Origin of the sequence: Actinocorallia sp. A-T 12471, from assembly GCF_033875155.1 — a bacterium.
In the GTDB taxonomy this organism is placed as follows: Bacteria; Actinomycetota; Actinomycetes; order Streptosporangiales; family Streptosporangiaceae; genus Actinocorallia.
In genome coordinates this window covers 37,358-56,623 of record NZ_JAWZTE010000009.1, presented here as the reverse complement: position 1 = coordinate 56,623, position 19,266 = coordinate 37,358, and the positions used below count along the sequence as shown (strand labels likewise).

The following is a 19,266-nucleotide window of genomic DNA, read 5'->3' as shown; positions in this document are numbered from 1 at the left end:
GGGGTTCAGCGGCGGCGGCGCGGCTGGCGCGGGAGCTCGAGGTCGCCGTAGCGCGGCACGTCGCCTTCGGCGATCCGCCGCCACGCGCGCCGGTACAGGTCGGCGACGGGCTCGGTCGGGACGACCGTGGTGAGCGGGGCCGTGCCGTCGTCGGACAGGGGGTACAGGGGGTGCTTCCATGACTCCATGGGGACCTTGGGGCCGCGCCCCGCGGTCCACGGGCCGGGCAGGAAGAGGGTCCTCCCCGCCTTGGTCCTGCGGGCCTCGGTGACGAGCTCGGTGGCGGCGAGCTCGGCGCGCGCGGCCTTGATCCGGGCGGGCTTCCAGCCCGTCCAGCGCGCGGTGTTGCGGTCGGTCGGGTCCGGCATGGCGAGCAGCATCAGGTAGACGGCCGCCGCGTCCTCCGACAGCCCGTGTGCCTTGGCGACCTCCCTGACGAGGTCAGGGACGGACCGTGAGGGGTCCTGCGGGTACCAGGTCCCGTCCTTGAGCCGCTCGCCCTCCACCGGGTCCCCCGGGTCGGTGAGCAGCGCGGCGAAGCGGGGGTCGCGTGCGACGCGCAAGGCGACCTCCAAGGCGAGCGGAAGGCCCAGCGCGTCGCGCAGCAGCGCCAGGTGGGGTTCGTCGCCGTTCTCGTCGAGCAGCGCGACCTTCACGCCGGGCCGGTTGAAGCTGCTGCCGGTGAGGAGGAGGACCGCGCCGTACCGTTCCCAGCCGTCGCCCTCCTCCTGCGGCGTCCCCGCGGCCTCCCGGAACTCGTCCCTCCACACCGAGCCGGGGGCGCTGAGGACGAGCCCGGGGTTGGCGAGGCGGGCGCGGACGGCCTCGAGCGCGGCGGGCAGCCGCGCCCTGAGCGGGTCTCCCACGGGCAGCCGGTGCGCCGTCCACGCGATCAGCGGGACCACGGAGTTCAGCACGCTCGCGGTGAACGCCTCGAACTCGAACGGCTCGAACGATTGGGTGCCAGGCCGGAACTCGCTGTCGAGCGAAAGCGGCGGATAGTCGGCGGCGTCGAGCAGTCCCCGCAGCCGTTCCTGGACGTTGTGGACCGCCGACTCCTTGACGGCCTCGGCGATCAGCGCCTCGGGGACCGCCGCCCGGCGCGGTACCGCGCGGTTCCACACCTCGGCGGCCTTCGCGACGTCAAGGCCGTCGGTCCACAGCCGCGCGGGGTCGGCGGGCAGCAGCGCGCCGACGAGCTCGCGCCGCGCCTTTCCCGGCAGCCTGCGCAGCTGCTCCTGCGCCGCCCGCACCTCGGCGATCTTGACGCGGAGGGTCTTGCGCACCTCCTCCGGCAGCTCCGAGCGGCGACCGTCGGACAGGTCGAGCAGCCCCGACACCACGAGCGCCGACGTCGTCGGGGTGGCCCCGGTGAGCCGGGCGAACTCCTCGACGTGCGCGGGGTTCCACGGGACCGGCCCGTTGGCTTCCAGCAGCGCAAGGGCCCCGCTGACGGGCACACCACAGGATTCGGCGGCAAGGGGACGTTCCTCGGCGACCTCGTAGGGCGCGGGCACGACGAACCGCCCGGACGGGTCGTAATACAGCGCCGTGAGCTCGATCGGGCGCTGGTAGTAGATGCCGCCCTGCGCCACGATCGCGAGGAACGCGCCGCCTTCGAGCACGATCCCCCGGCAGTGGTTGGTCGCCCTGTCCGGCCTGTCGTGCAGGCGCAGCCGCAGGTAGCGCCAGGCGTCGGGCTCCGGTTCCGCGAGACCCGCCCGATCCAGCAGGCCGAGCAGTTCGTGCAGGGCCGTCCGCATGGGCTCGGGCGTGATCCCGGACGCGGCGCGCAGCACGAGCGCGGCGTGCGCCTCGACGGCGGTGGACAGGTCGAGGAACTGCTGATGCAGCTCGACCTGCCGCACGGGCCCGTCGGGCGTCGGCGCGCCCGCGCGCAGCCAGGCAAGGTGCCACAGCAGGCTCGTGGTACCGAGGCTCTGTGAGCTGCCCCAGTGGACGCGCGTGTTGTCCAGCAGCCCGTCGACGGCCCGGAACACCGCGTCGTCCTTCGGCGAGTCCGGCGGATCCGCGGCCGCCGCGACGACGGGCTCGCGCTTCCGGCTCGCCGCAAGCCGCTCGCGCGCCTCGGCGAGCAAGTCACGGCCCGCCACGGCGGCCCTGACGACGCCGACGACGCCCGCGTGCAGCCCCTCGTGTGTGATCTCCGGCAGGGCGGCGGTCACCCTCCGGACGACGTCCTCCACGGTGGTGACCCCGTCGATCAGCCCTGCGGCGAGGGCGCGGTCGACCCGGCGCAACGCGGCGGAACCGCGTGGATCACGCGGCCGCGCGTACGCCCAGTAGTGCGGCACGGGCAGCGCCTGGCTCCCGGCCCGGAACAGCGCGGACATCGCGGTGTCGGCGAGCAGCAGCCCGTCCGGGCCGATGAGCCGGTAGCTGGTCCGGGAGACGCTGACCGCGCGGGCGAGGGCGCGCGGCGCTGGGTCGCCGGGCAGGAACAGCGGCCACAGTGACCCGTGCCCGTTGACGGCCGGGGTGGCGTTGCCCGCGAGGTCCTCGCCGCGTTCGGTGCCGTCGGGCAGGGTGACGGTCCGCTGGCCGAGCAGCCCGTTCACCACCGCGCCCACCGGGGTCGTGCCGGTGCCGGGGAACGGCGCGAGGAAGCCCGAGCGGAACGCCGCGCCGGGCTCGGCGAAGAAAGCCGGCATGTCGGGTTGGCCGGGCTCACCCGTGCGCGGGTCGAGTGCGTGCCAGACGAAGCGTTTGTCGACGTAACGGCGCACCCAGTACGCGCGTCCGTCCGAGGCGGTCTCGGCGCTCCGGGGCGCGAGCGCGTCGCCCCGGTGGATCGCCCCGGCCCCGGTGACGCGCCCGCCGCCGGACACCTCGAGGCTGATCCGCTGCCAGGTGGCACGCTCCGTCAGCGGCGTGCCGTTGAGCCAGTCGCCCTCCAGCCGCAGGACGTGGTCGGGCCTGGTGTGCCAGTACCCGCTGATCGGCCCGCCGCTCTCGGTGCGCCACTGGACGAGCAGCGCGCCGTCCACGTACCGGAACCCGAGCTGGTGCACCGGCCGCGGAACGCGCAGGTCGTGGTCGAGGACGACGCCGGAGCCGTCGATGACGAGGGCACGCTGGCCGCTCGCCACCACGAGGTAGGGCCACTCCTCGGCGACCGTGGCCGCGCCGCGTTGCCCGGACGGGTACAGCTCGTTCAGCGCGTCCTCGTACGCGGGCCAGGACAGCTCGTCGAAGACACCGCCGCGCAGGGTCCTGGCAAGGAGGTCAACGACATCCGTGGCGAGGGCGGCGCGCACCTCGTCCTCGGCGGTCAGTTTGAACTCCGCGGGCAGCCTGTCGAGTTCGCCGACCGCGGCCCTCAGCTGGGGAAGCCCCGCGGCCGCGACGTCGGAGGCGATATGCCGGACATGGTCCTGTATGTGGGAGCGCAGTGCCTCGGCCGAGGCGACGACCTCATGCCCCGCCCTGCCGCCGATCAGCAGGTCGGCCATGCCGCCGCGCAGGGCGGGGCCGAAGCGGGGATCGGCGGACAGCGCGGCGAGGTCGCGGCGGTCCTGCCCCGCCGCCCAGCCGCTGAGGCTGATCCGCCACCGCGGGCCGGGGTCGGCGACGGGCACGCCGAGGTCGAGCAGCAGATCGAGCAGGTCGGCGCTCAAGGGGACGGCGAGCGGGACGCCGCGCTCGGCGAGTTCGGCCTTCAGCCCGCCGCTCATCGTCGTGAGGAGGTCTTCCAGCGCGGCGACCCGCCGAACCGCCCAGTGGCCGGTCCCCCGTGCCGCGAGCAGGCGTTCGAGCCATCCGACGACGCCGTCTTCCGGGCCGGGCTCGGCGCAGCCGTCGCGCAGCAGGTCCGCCGCGCCCGTCCGGACGAGCAGGTCGAGCCAGAACTCCAGGAAGCCGAGGTCGGGCTCGTGCGGCACGAGCCCGAGCAGCACCCGACGGGTCTCGGGGCGCTCCTTCGCGAGCGCGACGAGGGCGGGCAGGTGCGCCTTCCACCACGCCTCCGACGCCAGGCCGGTGGCCGGGTACGTCAGCATCTGGGCGAGGTAGTCGCGCTCGATCGCCGCGCCGTCTCCGGACGCGGCCTTGGCCAGGCGGCGGAGGTCGGCGGCCATCGGCGACGACGGGGGCAGCCCGCCCGACGCGCGCCGCGTGGCGAGCCTGACGAACCGCGCAAGGGCCTCGTCGGCGGGCAGACGCAAGGCGAGTTCTTTGGAGAACTCGGAAAGGGTCCGCGCCGGGAGCGCCCCGGCCAGGGCGAACTCGAGGAAGACGTCGTCCACGCGGTCCTGGTCGACGGGCAGGCCGTGTTCGCTCTCGGCCTTGCGCGCGGCGGCGAACATCCGCGCGGCGAAATCGGGCTTCTCGGCGGCGAGGAACTCGCGCGCGGCGCGCTCGAAGAACGTCGGCAGCAGGTGCGGCACCGACGACGCCATGCGCGCGCCGAGCGCGGTGAACCCTTCGAGCGCGACCTTGGCCTTGGCGCGGGCGAGCCGGGACAGCCGGTCCATCTCCGGGAGCAGGGCGAGCGCGTGGTGGCCGTCCTCAGGGTGGTGCACGAGAACCCACTCGGGGAAGGCGAGCCGTTCCCGCGCGCCGTAAGCGACGACCTCGGCTTCGCCCACGCGTTCCATGCCGAGGTAGGCGGCCGCCGCGTCCTCGGCCTCCCCGGTCTCCTCCGGGACGAGCCTGACGATCGTGCGGTCGGCAAGCCCCGGCCTGCGGTACACGCGGGCCGTGACGGGCACGCCCTCACCGGGGTCGTCGGTGTCGGGATGCAGGTATCCGCCGGCTTCGAGCGGTTCCGTCGCCTTGTCGGTCACTTGTCCTCCTCAACGACGCGGCCCGCGAACAGCGCGGAAGCCATCCGCATGCCCTCCGACCAGGCGACCGGGCCGACCTCGGCGAACCGCACCGCGCCGCCGCCTCCGTCGCGCCAGCTCAGCGCGCCGGTCTCGACCTCCTGAACGTCCCAGCCGGGCGCGCCGATCCACAGGGCGGCCTCAAGGGTGCGGCCGCCCTCGCGGATCGTGCACGCCGCGTACCCGCCCGACACCCGGTAGCCGAGGCTCGCGGCGCGCGCGGCGAGCCGGAAGCGCGAGCGGTAGCGCGCCCCGGCGAACAGCCGGAGGCCGGTGCCCGTCCGCTCGTCTTCCGGGCGCGTCCACGTCGCCCGGTAGATCTGCTCGACGCGCTGGGTGACGCCGAGTTCGGCGGCGAAGGCGCGCAGTTCGGCGAGGTCGGGCAGCAGGACGGGGTGCGGCACGCGGATCTCGCGGGCGCTGAGCCGGACGGTGTCGCCGTCAAGGTTCACCACCCGCAGTTCGCCCGATTCCGAGACGTCCCGCAGGAACCCGACGTCCTCGGGATCGTCGCCGACCACCGCCATGTCGCGCAGGGCGGCGCGCCAGGACTCGTCGGCCCAGACCCTGCCGAGCAGCGGCGCGGGGACCGGGAGCGAGGAGATCATCCAGGCGTCGACCTTCGCGACGCACTCGGCGTCGTGCCGCTCAAGCCAGTCGGCGAACGCGCGCAGCCGCTCGACCTCCGGGTGCTCGCGCAGCGCCTTCGGCAGCGTCTTCAGCGGCCTTCCCGGCGTGCCTCCCGAGGCGCGGCGCGCGGCGATCCTGCCGTCGACGAGCGCGACCTCGTAGTCCTCTCCCGCGGGCGTCCAGCTCACGCGCGCCTCACCTCTTCTCGCCGTTCGGCCCGTCGGGGGGGGACGGGCCAGGGGGGGTGCGGCCGGGGGACGAATCCGGCGTCCCCCGGCCATGATCAGAACCTAGCGGTCGGCACCGACAGTTCGCGGCGGTCGACCGAAACCGCGCGCGACGCCGCCCGCCCGGCCGGGACCGGACGGGCGGCGTGCGGCCTCACCTGCGGCGACCGCCCTTGCGCACCTTCAGGTCGGCGAAGCGCGGACCGTCGCCGTCGGCGACCCTGCGCCAGGCGCGCCGGTAGAGGTCGGCGACGGGCTCGGTCGGCACGACGACGTTCAGCGGCGCGCCGCCGCCCGCCGCCATCTCGTACAGGTCTTGCTTCCAGCCCTCGAGCGACGGCTTGGCGCGGGCGTCCACCCACGGGCCCGGCAGGAACAGGGTCCGTCCCGCGCGCGCCCTGCGCGCCTCCACGACGTGGTCGGTGGCGGCGAGTTCGGCGCGCGCCGCCTTGATGCGCGCCGGCTTCCAGCCCGTCCAGCGCGCGGTGTCGCGGTCCGTCGGGTCGGGCATCGCCAGCAGCATCAGGTAGACGGTCGCCGCGTCGGCCGACAGCCCGTACGCCTCGGACACCTCCGCGACGAGGTCGGGCACCGACCGCGACGGGTCCTGCGGGTACCAGGTCCCGTCCTTCAGCCGCTCGCCTTCCACCGGGTCTCCCGGGTCGGCGAGCAGCGCGGCGAACGCGTCGCTCCTGGCGAGCCGCAGGGCGAGTTCGACGGGGAACGGGTTCCCCGCGGCCGACCTGAGCGCCGGAAGGAAGGGGTCTCCCCCCTCCTCGTCGAGGAGCGCGACCCTGATCGACGGGTAAGGCATCGAGTCGTGGGTGGGCAGCACGATCGCGCCGTACCGGACGAAGCCTTCGCCCTCCTCGGTGGGCGCGCCTGCCGCCTTGCGGAAGCCCGTCACGTCGAAGTAGTTGCTGAAGCTGAGCATCAGCCCGGGGTGGGCGAGCCGCGCGTGTACCGCCTCAAGGGCCGCCGGGAGGGAGGCCCGCAAGGGGTCGCCCGCAGGGAGCCGGTGCGCGAGCCACGCGGCCATGACGACGGTCCCGTTGAGCACCGCGCTGGTGAAGCCCTCCGCGCCGCTGTCGGCCTGGGCGACCTTGTCGCCGTCGATCTTCCACTCGAGGTCGCGCGTCAGGTGCGGGGAGGCCGCCGGGTCGAGCACGGCGCGCATGGCCTTCGCGGCGTCCCAGCCGTAACGCACGGCCTTGACGGCCTCGGCCAGCAGCGCCTCGGGCAGCGCGACCTTGCGGCCGACCAGACGGTTCCACACCTCGGCCGCGGCGACGACGTCGGGGCCGCTCGTCCACAGCGCGGCGGGGTCGGCGGGCAGCAGCGCGCCGATGAGCGCGCCGCGCGCCTCACGCTTCAGCTGCCGCAGTTCGTTGCGCGCCACGGCGGCCTCGGCGACCTTGACGCCGAGGGTCTTGCGGACGTCGGCGGGCAGGAACGAGCGCTCGTAGTCGTCGAGGCCCGGCAGGCCCGCGACGACGAGCGCGGCCACGGTCGACGTCGTGCCGGTGAGCCTGGCGAACTCCTCGGCGGCCCCGGCGAACCAGGGGGCCGGGCCCCGCGCGTCGAGCTCCGTGAAGTAGGCGGCGGGCGGCGCCTGACCGTTCCACCAGCCCTTCAGCTCGGCGCTCGACACCGCCTCGTACGGGGCGGGCGGCGCGAAGCGGCCCTGCGGGTCGTGGAAGAGGCCGTTGAAGACGTCGCCGGAGTCCTGGCTGTCCCAGTCCTCGAAGGCGAGGAACGCACCGCCTTCGAGCGGGAGGACGCCGCGCCGGTGGCCGGAGCGGACCGCGCCGTTGGGCAGCCGCGTGTACGGCTTGGGCAGGCGGAACGCGACCTGACGCCACCGGTCTGCGGCGTCGAAGGTGAGCCCCGCGTTGTCGAGCGCTTCGCTGAGGAACCTCAGCGTCCCGCGGGCGGCGTCGTCCGTGGCCCACAGCAGGGCGCGGTAGGTCGCGGCCCGCCTCGCCCCCACGAGGGTGGCGACCTCTATGCGGCTGGGAGGAAGCGCCTTCTGGTCGAGGTGCAGGCCGCCCGCGTCGACGGCGGGTTCCTTGCCGTTCGCCAGGAACGCGTACCTGTGCAGGATGGCTGTGACGCCGTGCTGCTCGTCGTTCCAGTAGCGGCCGGTGTCGATGAGGCCGCTCAGCGCCTCCTGGATGGGCCGGTCGGTCGGCCCCTCGAACTCGTCCTCGGCCTCCCCGCTGAGGGTCTGCTCCAGCCGCCGTACGGTCTGGTCAAGGACGACCCGCTGTTCGGACGCCTTCTGCGTGACGCCGCAGATGCCCGTGATCAGGCCCTCGTGGGTGACGTCCGGCAGGAAGGTCCGTACGGCCTCGGCCGCGTCGCCGCCCTTGGCGACCGCCTCGATCAGCGCCGACGCCGTCGCCGCGTCGATCCGGCGCAGCGCCGCCGACCCGCGCTCGTCACGGGCCGACAGGTGGGCCCAGTACCGCAGCGGCGGCAGGATGACGGTGCCGAGCGCGTAGTCGCCCGCGGGCCCGTCGGTGATGACGTGGGCGGTGTGGACGCCTTCGGCGTCGTGCAGGTCGACCCGCCACGACTGGCGTACGAAGGTCCGGGGCTTGTCGTCGCCCGGGAAGTACAGGACGCCGGGACGGTAGCTCGAACCGCAGTACAGCGACGTGTTCCCGGACAGGTCCTCGGCCCTGACCTCGCCGCCCTTGCGGATGAGGCGGACGCCGATGAGGCCGTCCACGACCGGGCCGACCGGGGTGTGCCCCCGGCCGGGGAACGGCAGCAGCCACCCGTCGCGGGCGGGCTCGCCGTCGTCCGGGCCGCCCGCGTGCTCGGCGAGGAAGGCCGGGACGCTGTCACGGCCCGTCTCGCCGCTCTGCGGGTCGTACTCGACCCACTGCCGTGGGCCGTTCCGGTAGGTCCCGATCCAGTAGTTGCGGCCGTCCGTGACGATCTCGGCGGCTGCGCCGGGCAGCACGGAGTCGCCGGCGCGGAACACGCCCTTGGCGGTGACCCGCCCGCCCCCGGGCAGCGGGAACGTGACCGGCTCATAGCCCCGGTGCCAGTTCAGGGTCAGCTCGTTCACGCTCGCGCCCTCGACGCGCAGGACGCGGCCGGGGTCGCTCAGCCAGTAGCCGCGCACGGCGTCGGTGCCGCTGGACTCCCAGAAGACGAGGAGGTCGCCGTCCACATAGTGGAAGCCCGTCTCCGTCGCCTCAGGCGGGGTGCGCAGGTCGTGTTCGAGGACGCGTCCCTCAAGGCCGACGACGATGGCCTTGGCCTTGTTGGCGATGACGAGGTAGGGCCACTCCTCGGCGATCGTGAGGTGCCGCGCGCTGTCGCGCGTGCCGAGTTCATTGACGGCGTCCTCGAACGCGGGCCAGGACAGCTCGTCGAAGAGTCCGGCGCGCAGGGTGCGCGCAAGGATGTCCCCGAGGTCGGCCTTCGTGGCGGCGCGCACGGCGTCCTCGGCGAGGGTCATGATCTCGCCGGGCAGCCAGGACAGCCTGTGCAGGGCGGAGGGGAGGCCCGGCAGGCCCGTCGCGGTCGAGCGCGCGGCGACGTCGCGGACCCACTCGGCGGTCAGGTCGCGGGTGCCGGGGGCCGCCGCGAGCGCCTTGAGCGTCGCGGCCTCGCCCGGGCCGACCCCGTCGGCGGAGTCCTTCACCGGAAGGTGGAAGCGCTCGTCCGCGCCGAGCGCGCGAAGGTCGCGCCGGTCCTCCGAGGCCGCCCAGGACTCGATGGCGAGGGTGTGGTGGTGGCCGGGGTCCGTGACCGGAAGGCCGAGTTCCAGCATGAGATCGAGCAGGTCGAGGCTGGCGGGGATCGGCAGGGCGGTCCCGTCGGCGGCGAGTTCGGCGCGCAGCCGGTCGGCCATCCGCGTGACGAGCTCCTCGAGCTCAAGGTAGCGCGACGGCTGCCGGTAGCCCTGCCTGCGGAAGGCCAGGAAGCGGCGTAGCCAACCCGCGGAGCCGTCGCTCGGACGCGGCGCGTCAGGCGCGTCGGCGTACAGGCCCTCAGCCGCGCCGGACTCCACGAGGATGTCGAGCCACAGCCGCGACAGGGTTCCGTCGTCGGCGGCGGGCATCAGGTCGAGCAGCCTGCGGCGCGCGTCGGGCTCGCGCCGGGCCAGCTCGACAAGCGCGGCCCGGTGCGCCTTCCACCAGCCAGCGCCCGCGCGGCCGGTCGCGGGCAGTTCGAGCATCTCCACGACGTACGCCAGCTCGGTCTCCAGCGCGTCGCCGCCCGCCTCGCGGGCCAGCCTGCGCAGGTCGTTGCCCATCTGCGCCGACGGCGGCATCCCGCCGGACGCGCGGCGCACGCACAGCCGCGTGTAACGGCTCAGCGCCTCCGCCGGCTCGACCCGCGCGCTCAGCTCCTTGGCGTAGCCGGAAAGGGTCTTCACCGGGAGCGCGCCCGCCAGCGCGTACTCGAGGAACACCTCGTCAAGGCGGTCCTCGTCGATCTCCAGGCCGTGCTCGACCTCGGCCCTGCGCGCGCGGCTGAACAGCTGGCCCGCGTACTGGGCGTTCTCGACGGCCAGGAAGGCGCGTCCGGCCCGTTCGAAGTAGGTCGGCAGCAGGTGCGGGACCGACGACGCGAGGCGCTGTCCGAGCGCCACGAGGCCGTCCATGGCCGCCTTCGGCTTGTTCTTGGCCTGCTTGGACAGGCGGTCGAGCTCGGGCACGACGGCGAGGGCGGCGTGTCCGTCTTCGGGGTGGTTCGCCAGGACCCACTCGGGGAAGCCGAGCGTCTGCCGGGGTCCCGCGCCGACGATCGCGGGCTCGCCGTCGAGCACCAGCCCGAGGAACCCCGCCGCGAGGTCCTCGGCCGCGCCGAGGTCGGCGGGGGCGAGGCGGACGACGACCCGGTCGTCAAGGGCGGGGTGGACGTAGGAGCGCGCCGCGATCGGCACCGCGCCCTCCGCCTCGACCCCGGGCGGCAGGACCGCGCCCGCCGCCAGCAGCTGCTCCGCCGTGCTCGTGTTCTTGTCCGCGCTCACGCCTTCTCCTCCACGTTCCGGCCCGCGTACAGCGCGGAAGCCATCCGCATTCCCTCAGACCACGCGACCGGGCCGACCTCCACGAGCTTGACGGCACGGCCGTCCGCGTTGCGGAAGGTGAGCGCGCCGGTCTCGGCGTCGCCGTCCCAGTAGGGCTCGCCGATCCACATCGTGGCGTCCAGGGTCTGGGCGCCGTCGCGCGCGCCGCACGAGGCGAATCCGCCCGACACCTTGTAGCCCAGCGAAGTCGCCCGTGCCGCGAGCCGGAACCGTGAGCCGTAACTGCCGCCCGAGAACCGCTTCTCCTCGACGGCGTCGGGGGCGAGGTCCCCCGGCTTGGCGAAGGTCGTCCGGTAGATCTGCTCGACCCGCTGCGTCAGCTCGAGCTCGGCGGCGAACTCGCGCAGGTCGTCGAGGTCGGGCAGCAGCACCGGGTGCGGCAGCGTGACGGTCTCCGGCGCGAGCCTGACGGTCTCGCCGTCGAGGTTCACCACGCGCAGCTCGCCGTCGGGGGTCGCGTCGCGCAGGAAGCCGACCTCGTCGGGGTCGTCGCCGAGCACCGCGAGGTCGCGCAGCGCGACGCGCCACGCCTCGTCCGCCCAGACCCGCCCGATGAGCGCGGTCGGGACCGGCAGGGAGGACACCATCCAGGCGTCGACCTGCGCGACGCACGCGGCGGCGTGCCGGTCGAGCCATTCGGCGAAGCCGCGCAGCCGCTCCACCTCGGGGTGGTCGCGCAGCGCCTTCGGCAGCGTCTTGAGCTGCCGACCCGCCGAACGCCCGGTGGTGGCGCGCACGGCCACCTTGCCCTCCACGAGGGCTATCTCGTAGCCCTCGCCCGCTGACACCCAACCCACGCGGGGTACCTCCTGATGCATGTGACGGCGTCGCCCGCGCGCGCACGGGCAGGGGGAGACGCCGGAGAGAACGGGAGCTCTGCGGCTTCCCGTTTGTGGTGTTCAGAACTTAGCGGGCATGGGTGACAAACCAGCCGGAACCCAGAAGTCGCCCCGGCGAATAATGCGGAAGGCCCCCGCCGGACGGCGAGGGCCTTGCCTGTGCTCGGGTGACGGTGCGCGGGTCAGCGTTCCAGTTCCGCGCGCGGCCAGTCCGCGCGGATGGCCGCCGCCTCGTACGTCGCCTGCAGGAAGCTCAGCAGCTTGGCGTCGGGATCGTCCGCCGTGCGGACCGCCTCGTACGGAAGGACGAACTCGCCGAGCTCCGCGTCGTAGTGCGCCTCGGGAACGCCCGCAGGCATCTCGCGATAGCCGTCCGGCTCCGGGTAGGCGTAAGAGTAGAAGAAGCCTTCGCCGTCGCCGCCCGGCCAGTAGCCGGCGCTGCTCACCTCGTGCGAGTACGCCTCGAGCATCACGTGCGGACCGCAGTTCGGCGCGCCGCCCGGGTGCGGGGGCGCGGTACGGCCGGAGAACCTTGTCGTCGCGAGGTCGAGCGCGCCCCAGAACAGGTGTACGGGGCTGTTCTTGCCGATGAACCTCGACCTGAAGTCCACGAAGACCCGATGCACCTCGACAAGCAGCCGCCAGAAACGCAGCGCGAGATCGGGGTCGTAGGCACGCGGCTCGTCATCGTCGGGGAACGGGACGGCCACCTCCAGCTCGACAGGCACGGGCCAGATCTCGGTGTGCAGGCCGAGTTCGTCGAGCAGCTCCATGAGCAGCGCGTGGAACTGCTCGACCGTACGCTGCTCCGAGAGGTCGATCCTGCGGCCCGAGCCGTCGGTGACGGCGATGTCCAGCGACCCCGACATGAAGTCGAAGTCGATCGCGAAGCTCCGGCCGGGCGCACCGGGGATGAGCGACGTGGTGAGACCGCGCGGCGTCAGGTACAGCGGCGCGTTCCACCAGTGGTTCACCAGCGGCGTGCGGGCGATGCGGACCTTGCCGACGACCTGCGTCCACAGGATCAGCGCGTTCTTGGTCGGCTCGAACTCGGCCATCGGCAGCGACGGCCAGACGGACGCCATGGGTCCTCCTTCTGCTTGCACGGACTGACTCGAACTTCACGGACTTCGCAGCCTTCACAGACTTCTCAGGCTTCGCAGCCTTCATGCCCATTCGCTAACGAGCGCCCGACCTGTCGGGTGTGTGCTCCCGGGCGGCGGACACGAAGACGCGCAGTTTCGACTGCTTGTGCGGGAGCGCCTCCCAGTCGTCCATGAACACCGCGCTGAGACCGTGCCGGCGGGCCAGGGCCGTCAGGGTCTCGGTGCGGTAGTAGAAGTCCTCACGCAGCACCTGGTGCTCGGGGCCGGTCGTGCGGTCGAAGGTGAAGTCGAAGAAGCCGTCCGGGGCGAGGATCCGTCCGACGTTCGCCAGGCACTCGTCGATGACCGGCAGCGGCGAGTGCGAGAACACGCTGTGCGCGTGGACGACGTCGAAGTGGCCGTCCGGCAGGAAGGCGAAGTCCAGCGACCTGACCGGCGTCAGGCGCGGCAGCTTGTCCTGCAGCTTCTGCGCGGCGAGCACCTTCTGGGCGGCGAACAGGATGTCCGGGGAGATGTCGATCCCGTAGTAGTTGCCCTCGTTCAGGTACTCGATGAACCGCCAGCCCGCCCGCAGGTTGCCGCAACCGATCTCCAGTAGCCGGTGCTCGGGCCTGAGCCCGTGGCCGAGTAGGTAGTCGAACTGCATGGCGCCGAGCGCAAGCCATCTCTCATGGGACGCGCTCCCCACGGCCTGCTCAGGGCTCTTCGCCGAATCCGAGCGCATCACCGCCCGGTAGTAGCTGACGTGGTCGTCGGTCGTCATCCGCAGCCAGGAGTCGCGTGCCCAGCGCTGCGCGTAGGCGGAGATCCGATGCGGATGGCTCACCGCGTACCTGACCTTGTGGGCGAGAGACGCCCTGTTCTTGAACTCCACGAAGCCCCCCGAGCCGCCGACGGGACCGGCGGCTCACCGGGCCCATCCGGGGTTCTACCAGGGGCGACGCGCCGCGCCGCGGGGCTGGCGGCTTCGTCACCACAAACCCCACTCAGCCGTGTCGGGGCCTTCTCCCCCGCTATGTCGTCCCCTTCGCGCGGGTCTCTTGCGCGATCTCTCTTGCGCGGTCACTCCTGCGCGGGGCGCTCTCCGCTCGGCCGTACGACGATGGAGGGCTCCTCGTCCCAGCCGACGAGCCGGACCATGTGGCAGAGCCGCGGCGCGAGGTCGTTGACGCGCAGCTTGCGTCCCGGCTCCAGCCATGACGCGAACTGCGCGATCGCGCGGACCCCGGCGAGGTCGATGAACTCAAGCGCGCTCATGTCGAGGCGTACGTCGCCGGGCCAGCCCGCCGCCTTGTAGAGCGCGTCGGCGAGGACCACGACGTTGCGGTAGTCGACGGTCCCGGCGACCCGCAGCTCACGGCGTCCGTCGCGCAGCACGGGGTGGAGCTGGAGCACCGCGTCCTCGTGCAGCGCGGGCACCGTCGCGGCGGCGGGGTGGACGCGGTCGGCGACGGTCAGCCGGTCGGCGTCGAACCTGCGCACGTCGTACTGGCACAGCGCGGTCGCGCGGCGTCCCGCGACGAGCGCGCCGACCCGCTCCTCGAAGTCGGGAAGGCCGTCCGCGCCCGGCACGTCGCGCAGCGCCCAGTCCATCTCGCCGGTCAGCCGCAGGCCCGCGTGGCCCGCGGCGAGGCTGTCGGCGACCTCGCGCTCGATCGTGGCGACGGTGGCGTCGGGGTCGAAGCGGCCCGCCGCGAGCAGCGACGCGGCGACCGGGACGATCTTGAGCCGTCCGTCGGCGACGACGGGGGCGGGGTCGACGCCCGCGTCGCGCAGCCACCCGGTGACGGTCTCCGGCGCGCTGCGCTCGGCGTAGTAGAGCAGCCGCTCACCGCGCTCAAGGCCGGTAGACAGATAGCTGGTGAGGACGTCTCTGCGTTCGGACTCGTCGGCGAACGCAAGGCACAGATGGTCGCCGTGGCGCAGGTCGGAGACCTGGCGTTCCCTGAGCCCCTGCGCGGTCACGACCGACCCGCGATGCTCGCTCCTGCCCCCAACGCCTGCCCCCAACCGCACTCCCCTGCCCCCCGGGACGCCGATGCCCCGGGCGTCCCGCGAAGACTGTACTCCCGAGCCGAACAACCAACCATTCGAACCAATTGTGACCACGACCACACGCTGTGAAAAGGGCCCAAGGTCCTTCGAATGAGATTCCCGCAAACGAAAGGCCCCCGCGCGCGGCGGGGGCCTTCGGTTTGTCATGGTTCAAGCCGGTTCGTTCGGGAACCGTCAGGCGGTGGCCTCCTCGCCGTCGTGCTCGCGCAGCGCGGCGGTCGCCTCGACGTAGCCGGTGCCGGTGCCCGGGGTGAGCACCGTCGTGCGCAGCACCGTGTACAGCAGCGGGGTGAGCACCAGCGTCACGAGGAAGGCGAGCTGGAAGGTGTCGGTGACGAACAGCGCGTAGGAGACGCCGAAGCCGACGACGAGCGCGACGACGCCCGCCCAGTTGACGCGTTCGACGCGGGCCGCCGAGCGCCCCTTGGCGAGCCGGAAGTCGGCGATGAGCAGCGCGGCGAGCGAGCACGTCGCGATGCCGAGCGCGCCGAGCAGCTCGCCGAGCAGGCTGAGGATGTCGGCCCAGACGGCGACGAGGGCGAGCGCGTTGGCCACGAGCAGCATCAGCACCCGGCTGGGGGCGCGGCCGGTGAGCGCGTCGACGAGGTTGGTGAGGGACAGCGAGCTAGTGTAGGCGTTGATGACCTGTGCCTTGACCTGCGCGGCGTACATCACCAGGAAGCCGACGAACCCGGCGAGCACCACGAAGTACGCGCCGGCGTTGGAGTGGGCCAGCGCCTGCACCTTCTCCGCGGTCGTCCCGCCCGGCTGCGCGGCGGCGAAGTCAGCGCGGCCCGGCTCCTCGAGGTAGGCCGCGACGACGGCGTCACCGGCCTGGTAGAGCAGCGCGCCGAGGACGACGACGCCGAAGTTGACGATGAGCGCCCCGCCGACCGCCATGATCCGGACGTCCTTCGCGGTCCTGGCGTAGCGGGTGAAGTCGGCGTTCGTGAGGGTGAGCGCGCCGACCATGCCCATCATCGACGCGAGCGTCGCCATGACCTCGGTGCCGCCGATGTGCTCGGGCGTGAACCCCAGCACCCCGCCGACGTCCAGCGGCGACTCGCGGAACGCCAGCACCGTCACGACGATCATCAGCACGGAGGCAAGGACCGTCAGCGCGAGCGACACCCGCTGGACGAGCCGGACGCCGAACAGCGCGAGCCCGATCCACACGAGGGTGAGGACGCCGTAGATGACGACGGCGTTCGTGGTGCTCGGCGCCATGTCCAGCATGAACAGCGTGCCGTGGTACAGCAGCGCGTTCTCCAGCGCGAGGAAGCAGACGATGATCGCCGCGAACATCAGCGACGCCAGCGCCGACCCGGACGCGCCGAGCCCGTGGAACCGGCTGGTGACGGTCGAGGAGGTGCCCGTGCTCTGGCTGACGCGTCCGGTGAGGGTGCCGATCACCGCGCCGAACGCGGCGGACACCGCGGCCATCGCGATGGTCCACCAGACGCCGACGAGGTAGCTCGCGCCGCCGCCGACCAGCAGCATCGCGAGGGTCGTGCCGACCCCCGCGGAGTTGGACAGCAGCGCCCACCCGCTACGCCGGTCTGCCTCGGCGACGGGGTTGAGGACGTTGTCCTCGATGGTCTCGCGGAGACCGTGGGCGGGGGGTTGGGAAGGGGAGGCCGGGGGAGTGTGCATGAGGGTTTCCCTTGCGTGCGGTCCCGCCGTCATGAGGGCGGGCTCTGAGGTGGGCACACGCAATCACAGCCGCGCCGACCCGCAGACCTGCGCCGTCCGGCTGTCCCGGACGCGGTTTGCGCGCCTGCTTCCCGCATGTCACCCGGCCCAGTGGACGACCGCGCCACCGGTCCCCCACAGCGGCCCGTAGGCGCGGACGTCGGCGGGGCCGCCGATCGTGCCCGAGCCTTCGAGGAACGCAAGGGCGCGCAGTTGGCTGTCGGCCTGTGCCTCCCGTGCGTACTGCTCGCGCAGGGCCATCACCTCATCCAGGCGGCCTTCGGCGAGCAGTCCGAGCACCCTGCGGTCCCACGCCTCGTGCTCGGGCGTCTCAAGCCGGTCCTCGTCCGGTTCGATCCACCGCTGGGTGAGCCCGGACGACAGCCCAGAGACGGCCACCAGCGCGACCCTGCGGCCGACCTGGGCCGCCGCGGCCATGACGGCGCGGCCGAGCCGTCCGATGGCGTCCACGCCCGCGTAGAGGTTGCAGGAGACCTGCGCGACGGGCAGGGTCCCGGCCGGGTCGAGCAGCCGGGTCGCGACGATCATGCCGGTGTCGATCGGGAAGTGCTCGTAGCTCGTCCGGCGGGCTTCGAGGCCGGTCCGTTCGATCTCCACCGCCCACTGTTCGGCGAGGTCGACGTCGGTGCGCAGGTCGTAAGGCAGCGTGCCGTAGTCGAAGTCGTACCAGTTCTCGTCCACGCGGGTGCCGCGCAGCCGCGCGTCGAGCTGCACCTGGTGGCCGAGCACCGTGAACCACTGGGTGGACAGCACCACGAGGGTCTCGGCCCCCGAGGCGCGCAGGGCCTCGCCCACGGCCCCGGCCTCGGCGGCGAGCTCCGCCCAGACGGGCGCGGGGGTCTCGGCCGCGAGCTGCGGCATGCCGGGCAGCAGGACCGCCCCGGCGAACGCGTCGGTCTCCGGAATGGTGCTCACCGCTGCTCCCGCATGTCCCACAGGCACAGCGCGTTGCCCGTGCCGATGATCGTTCCGTAGGTCAGGACCTCGCCGACGCCCTCCGGCCAGCCGAGCGCGGACAGCATCCAGCTCAGGCTTCCGGCCTTGGTCTCGGACTCGGTCTGCGCGATGTGCTCGGGGATCATCTCCCTCAGCTCGCGCGTACGCCCGGCCCTTACGAGCTCCAGAAGCCGCATGTCCCAGCGGTACTGGTGGTCGTTGTAGGCGTGCTCGTAGGTCATGTCCTCGGGGTAGTCGCCCTGTTCGCGGTCCCAGTGCAGGTGGGACAGCGAGTTGGAGCCCGCGACGAGCGCGCGCCGGCCGAGCCCTTCGATGGCCTTGCGGGTGGACTCTCCGAGCACCTCCATCTGGTCGAGTGAGGAGGTGGAGTAGAAGTACGGGTTGTTGTTGGCCGAGAGCGACACGACCGGAATGTCCCAGTCGGGGTTCAGCAGGTGGAGCGCGGTGATCGTCGCGTAGTCCACCCGGACGCCCGGATTGCGCATCTTGCGGGTGACGAGCCCGTCGTCATGGGCCTGGTCGGCGATCGCCTCGGCGAGCTCCACGTCGGTGTGGAAGTCGTACTTGTAACGCAGCAGGTGCGGGAAGATCGGCTCGACGGAGAAGCCCGAGGGGTTCGGCACGCAGTTGACGTGGTGGCCGACCATGGTGATCCAGTGCGGCGCGTGCAGCACGATCACGTCGACGTCCATCGCCTTCACGCGGGCCCTCAGGTCCTCGTAGGCCCAGCGCAGCACCTCCCAGCCGCCCCGGGACTCCGGCTCGTTCTGCGGCGGGTTCTCCGCGTACAGCAGATGCGGCGGATGGGGGGCGAGGACGCCCGCGACGATGCCCGCTGGGGGCCTTTCTGGGGCGGGCGGGGCGAGCGACGGCCGCACCTGGCCGCCGCAGCTCCGCCAGGTCCGGTCGCCCACCGGCACTTGGAAGACACTCGACATGGGCCGGACGCTAGTGCGCGCCCGCGCCCGGATCAGCGCCCTTGTCCGGGGATGCCGGACAGGACGGCTTTCTAGGGCCGCAGACCCCGGGTGGCGAGGCGCTGGGAGATCTCCTGCGCGGCCGAGCGGACCGCGCTGGCCGAGGCGAGGGTGCGCCGCTCGTTCATGACGCTCCTGCGCTGGGTGAGCGAGACCGCGCCGACGACGTCGCCCTCGGCGTCGAGGATCGGCGCGGCGACCGACCGCACCTGCGGGCCCGTGCCGTCGGTGACGGCGTAGCCGCGGTCGCGGGTGCGGGTGAGGTCGCGCAGCAGGGCGTCGAGGTCGGCCCCGGCGTGCAGCCGCATGATCTCGGCGACCTCCACCTGCTCGAACCGCGACATCGCGGCCCTTCCGGACGCGGTGAGGTGGGCGGGCACACGGGTGCCGAGCCGGTAGCGCAGCAACCCGCCCTCGTACTCGACGTGGTGCAGGTAGACGATCCACCCTTTGGCGACGTACTGGCCGAGCTGTACGTCGCCCTGGTGGTGGCGCGAGAGGTTCTCCATGGTCCGGGTCGCGGCCTCCACGAGGCCGATCCGCTCGAAGACCTGCGCGCCGAGCCACGCGACGGCGGGGCCGAGCCGGTATCCGGCGTCGGGCATGGCCTCGAGGAAGCGCGCTTCTACGAGGGTCGCGCACAGCGCGTGGCAGGTGCTGCGGGGGATCTCGGTGCGGGCGGAGATCTCCCGGACCGTCATGACGCGGTGCTGCGGGTCGAACGCGCGCATGATCCGCGCGGCCTTGAGCACGGACTCGACGTACTCGGCCATCCGTCCTCCGATCGCGCCCCTGACCTGCGGCAATGTGCCGCCACACTACCGCAGGCCGGGGAGCTTTCGACCGTTTTGTCCGGTCTGCT

The 19,266-nt window shown here is 73.0% G+C and carries 11 protein-coding genes; all 11 read right to left on the bottom strand.

From position 1 onward, the window contains the following. Positions 1-5: 5 nt before the first annotated feature. Positions 6-4,805: a DNA-binding protein gene (locus R9X44_RS23585; RefSeq protein ID WP_319816436.1), complete on the bottom strand. Its 4,800-nt coding sequence runs from the start codon at positions 4,803-4,805 to the stop codon at positions 6-8. Then, positions 4,802-5,662, bottom strand: coding sequence for a DUF4132 domain-containing protein (locus tag R9X44_RS23580; RefSeq protein ID WP_319816435.1), 861 nt, complete (start codon positions 5,660-5,662; stop codon positions 4,802-4,804). The genes R9X44_RS23585 and R9X44_RS23580 overlap by 4 nt, the downstream gene beginning before the upstream one ends. Before the next feature lie 193 nt (positions 5,663-5,855). Next, positions 5,856-10,697 carry a DNA-binding protein gene (locus tag R9X44_RS23575; protein WP_319816434.1) on the bottom strand — a complete coding sequence of 1,614 codons (4,842 nt, stop codon included), beginning with the start codon at positions 10,695-10,697 and terminating at the stop codon, positions 5,856-5,858. Then, positions 10,694-11,554, bottom strand: a complete 861-nt coding sequence (locus R9X44_RS23570; protein ID WP_319816433.1) for a DUF4132 domain-containing protein — start codon at positions 11,552-11,554, stop codon at positions 10,694-10,696. The genes R9X44_RS23575 and R9X44_RS23570 overlap by 4 nt, the downstream gene beginning before the upstream one ends. A 224-nt stretch (positions 11,555-11,778) precedes the next feature. Next, positions 11,779-12,681 (bottom strand): DUF5996 family protein, encoded by a 903-nt coding sequence (locus R9X44_RS23565; protein ID WP_319816432.1) that lies wholly within the window; start codon positions 12,679-12,681, stop codon positions 11,779-11,781. 94 nt (positions 12,682-12,775) lie between these two features. Further along, complete coding sequence (locus tag R9X44_RS23560; RefSeq protein WP_319816431.1) at positions 12,776-13,576, bottom strand: class I SAM-dependent methyltransferase; 801 nt, start codon at positions 13,574-13,576, stop codon at positions 12,776-12,778. Between the two features lie 188 nt (positions 13,577-13,764). Next, positions 13,765-14,667 (bottom strand): MEDS domain-containing protein, encoded by a 903-nt coding sequence (locus tag R9X44_RS23555; protein WP_319816430.1) that lies wholly within the window; start codon positions 14,665-14,667, stop codon positions 13,765-13,767. A gap of 264 nt (positions 14,668-14,931) precedes the next feature. Beyond that, positions 14,932-16,410 (bottom strand): hypothetical protein, encoded by a 1,479-nt coding sequence (locus R9X44_RS23550; protein WP_319816429.1) that lies wholly within the window; start codon positions 16,408-16,410, stop codon positions 14,932-14,934. A 138-nt stretch (positions 16,411-16,548) separates the two neighbouring features. Then, positions 16,549-17,385 (bottom strand): hypothetical protein, encoded by an 837-nt coding sequence (locus R9X44_RS23545; protein WP_319816428.1) that lies wholly within the window; start codon positions 17,383-17,385, stop codon positions 16,549-16,551. Further along, a complete protein-coding gene (locus tag R9X44_RS23540) occupies positions 17,382-18,365 on the bottom strand; it encodes a hypothetical protein (RefSeq protein WP_319816427.1) in 984 nt (327 codons plus the stop codon). Before R9X44_RS23540 ends, R9X44_RS23545 begins: the two co-directional genes overlap by 4 nt. A 71-nt stretch (positions 18,366-18,436) precedes the next feature. Continuing rightward, positions 18,437-19,177, bottom strand: a complete 741-nt coding sequence (locus R9X44_RS23535; protein WP_319816426.1) for an IclR family transcriptional regulator — start codon at positions 19,175-19,177, stop codon at positions 18,437-18,439. Between the last annotated feature and the right edge of the window lie 89 nt (positions 19,178-19,266).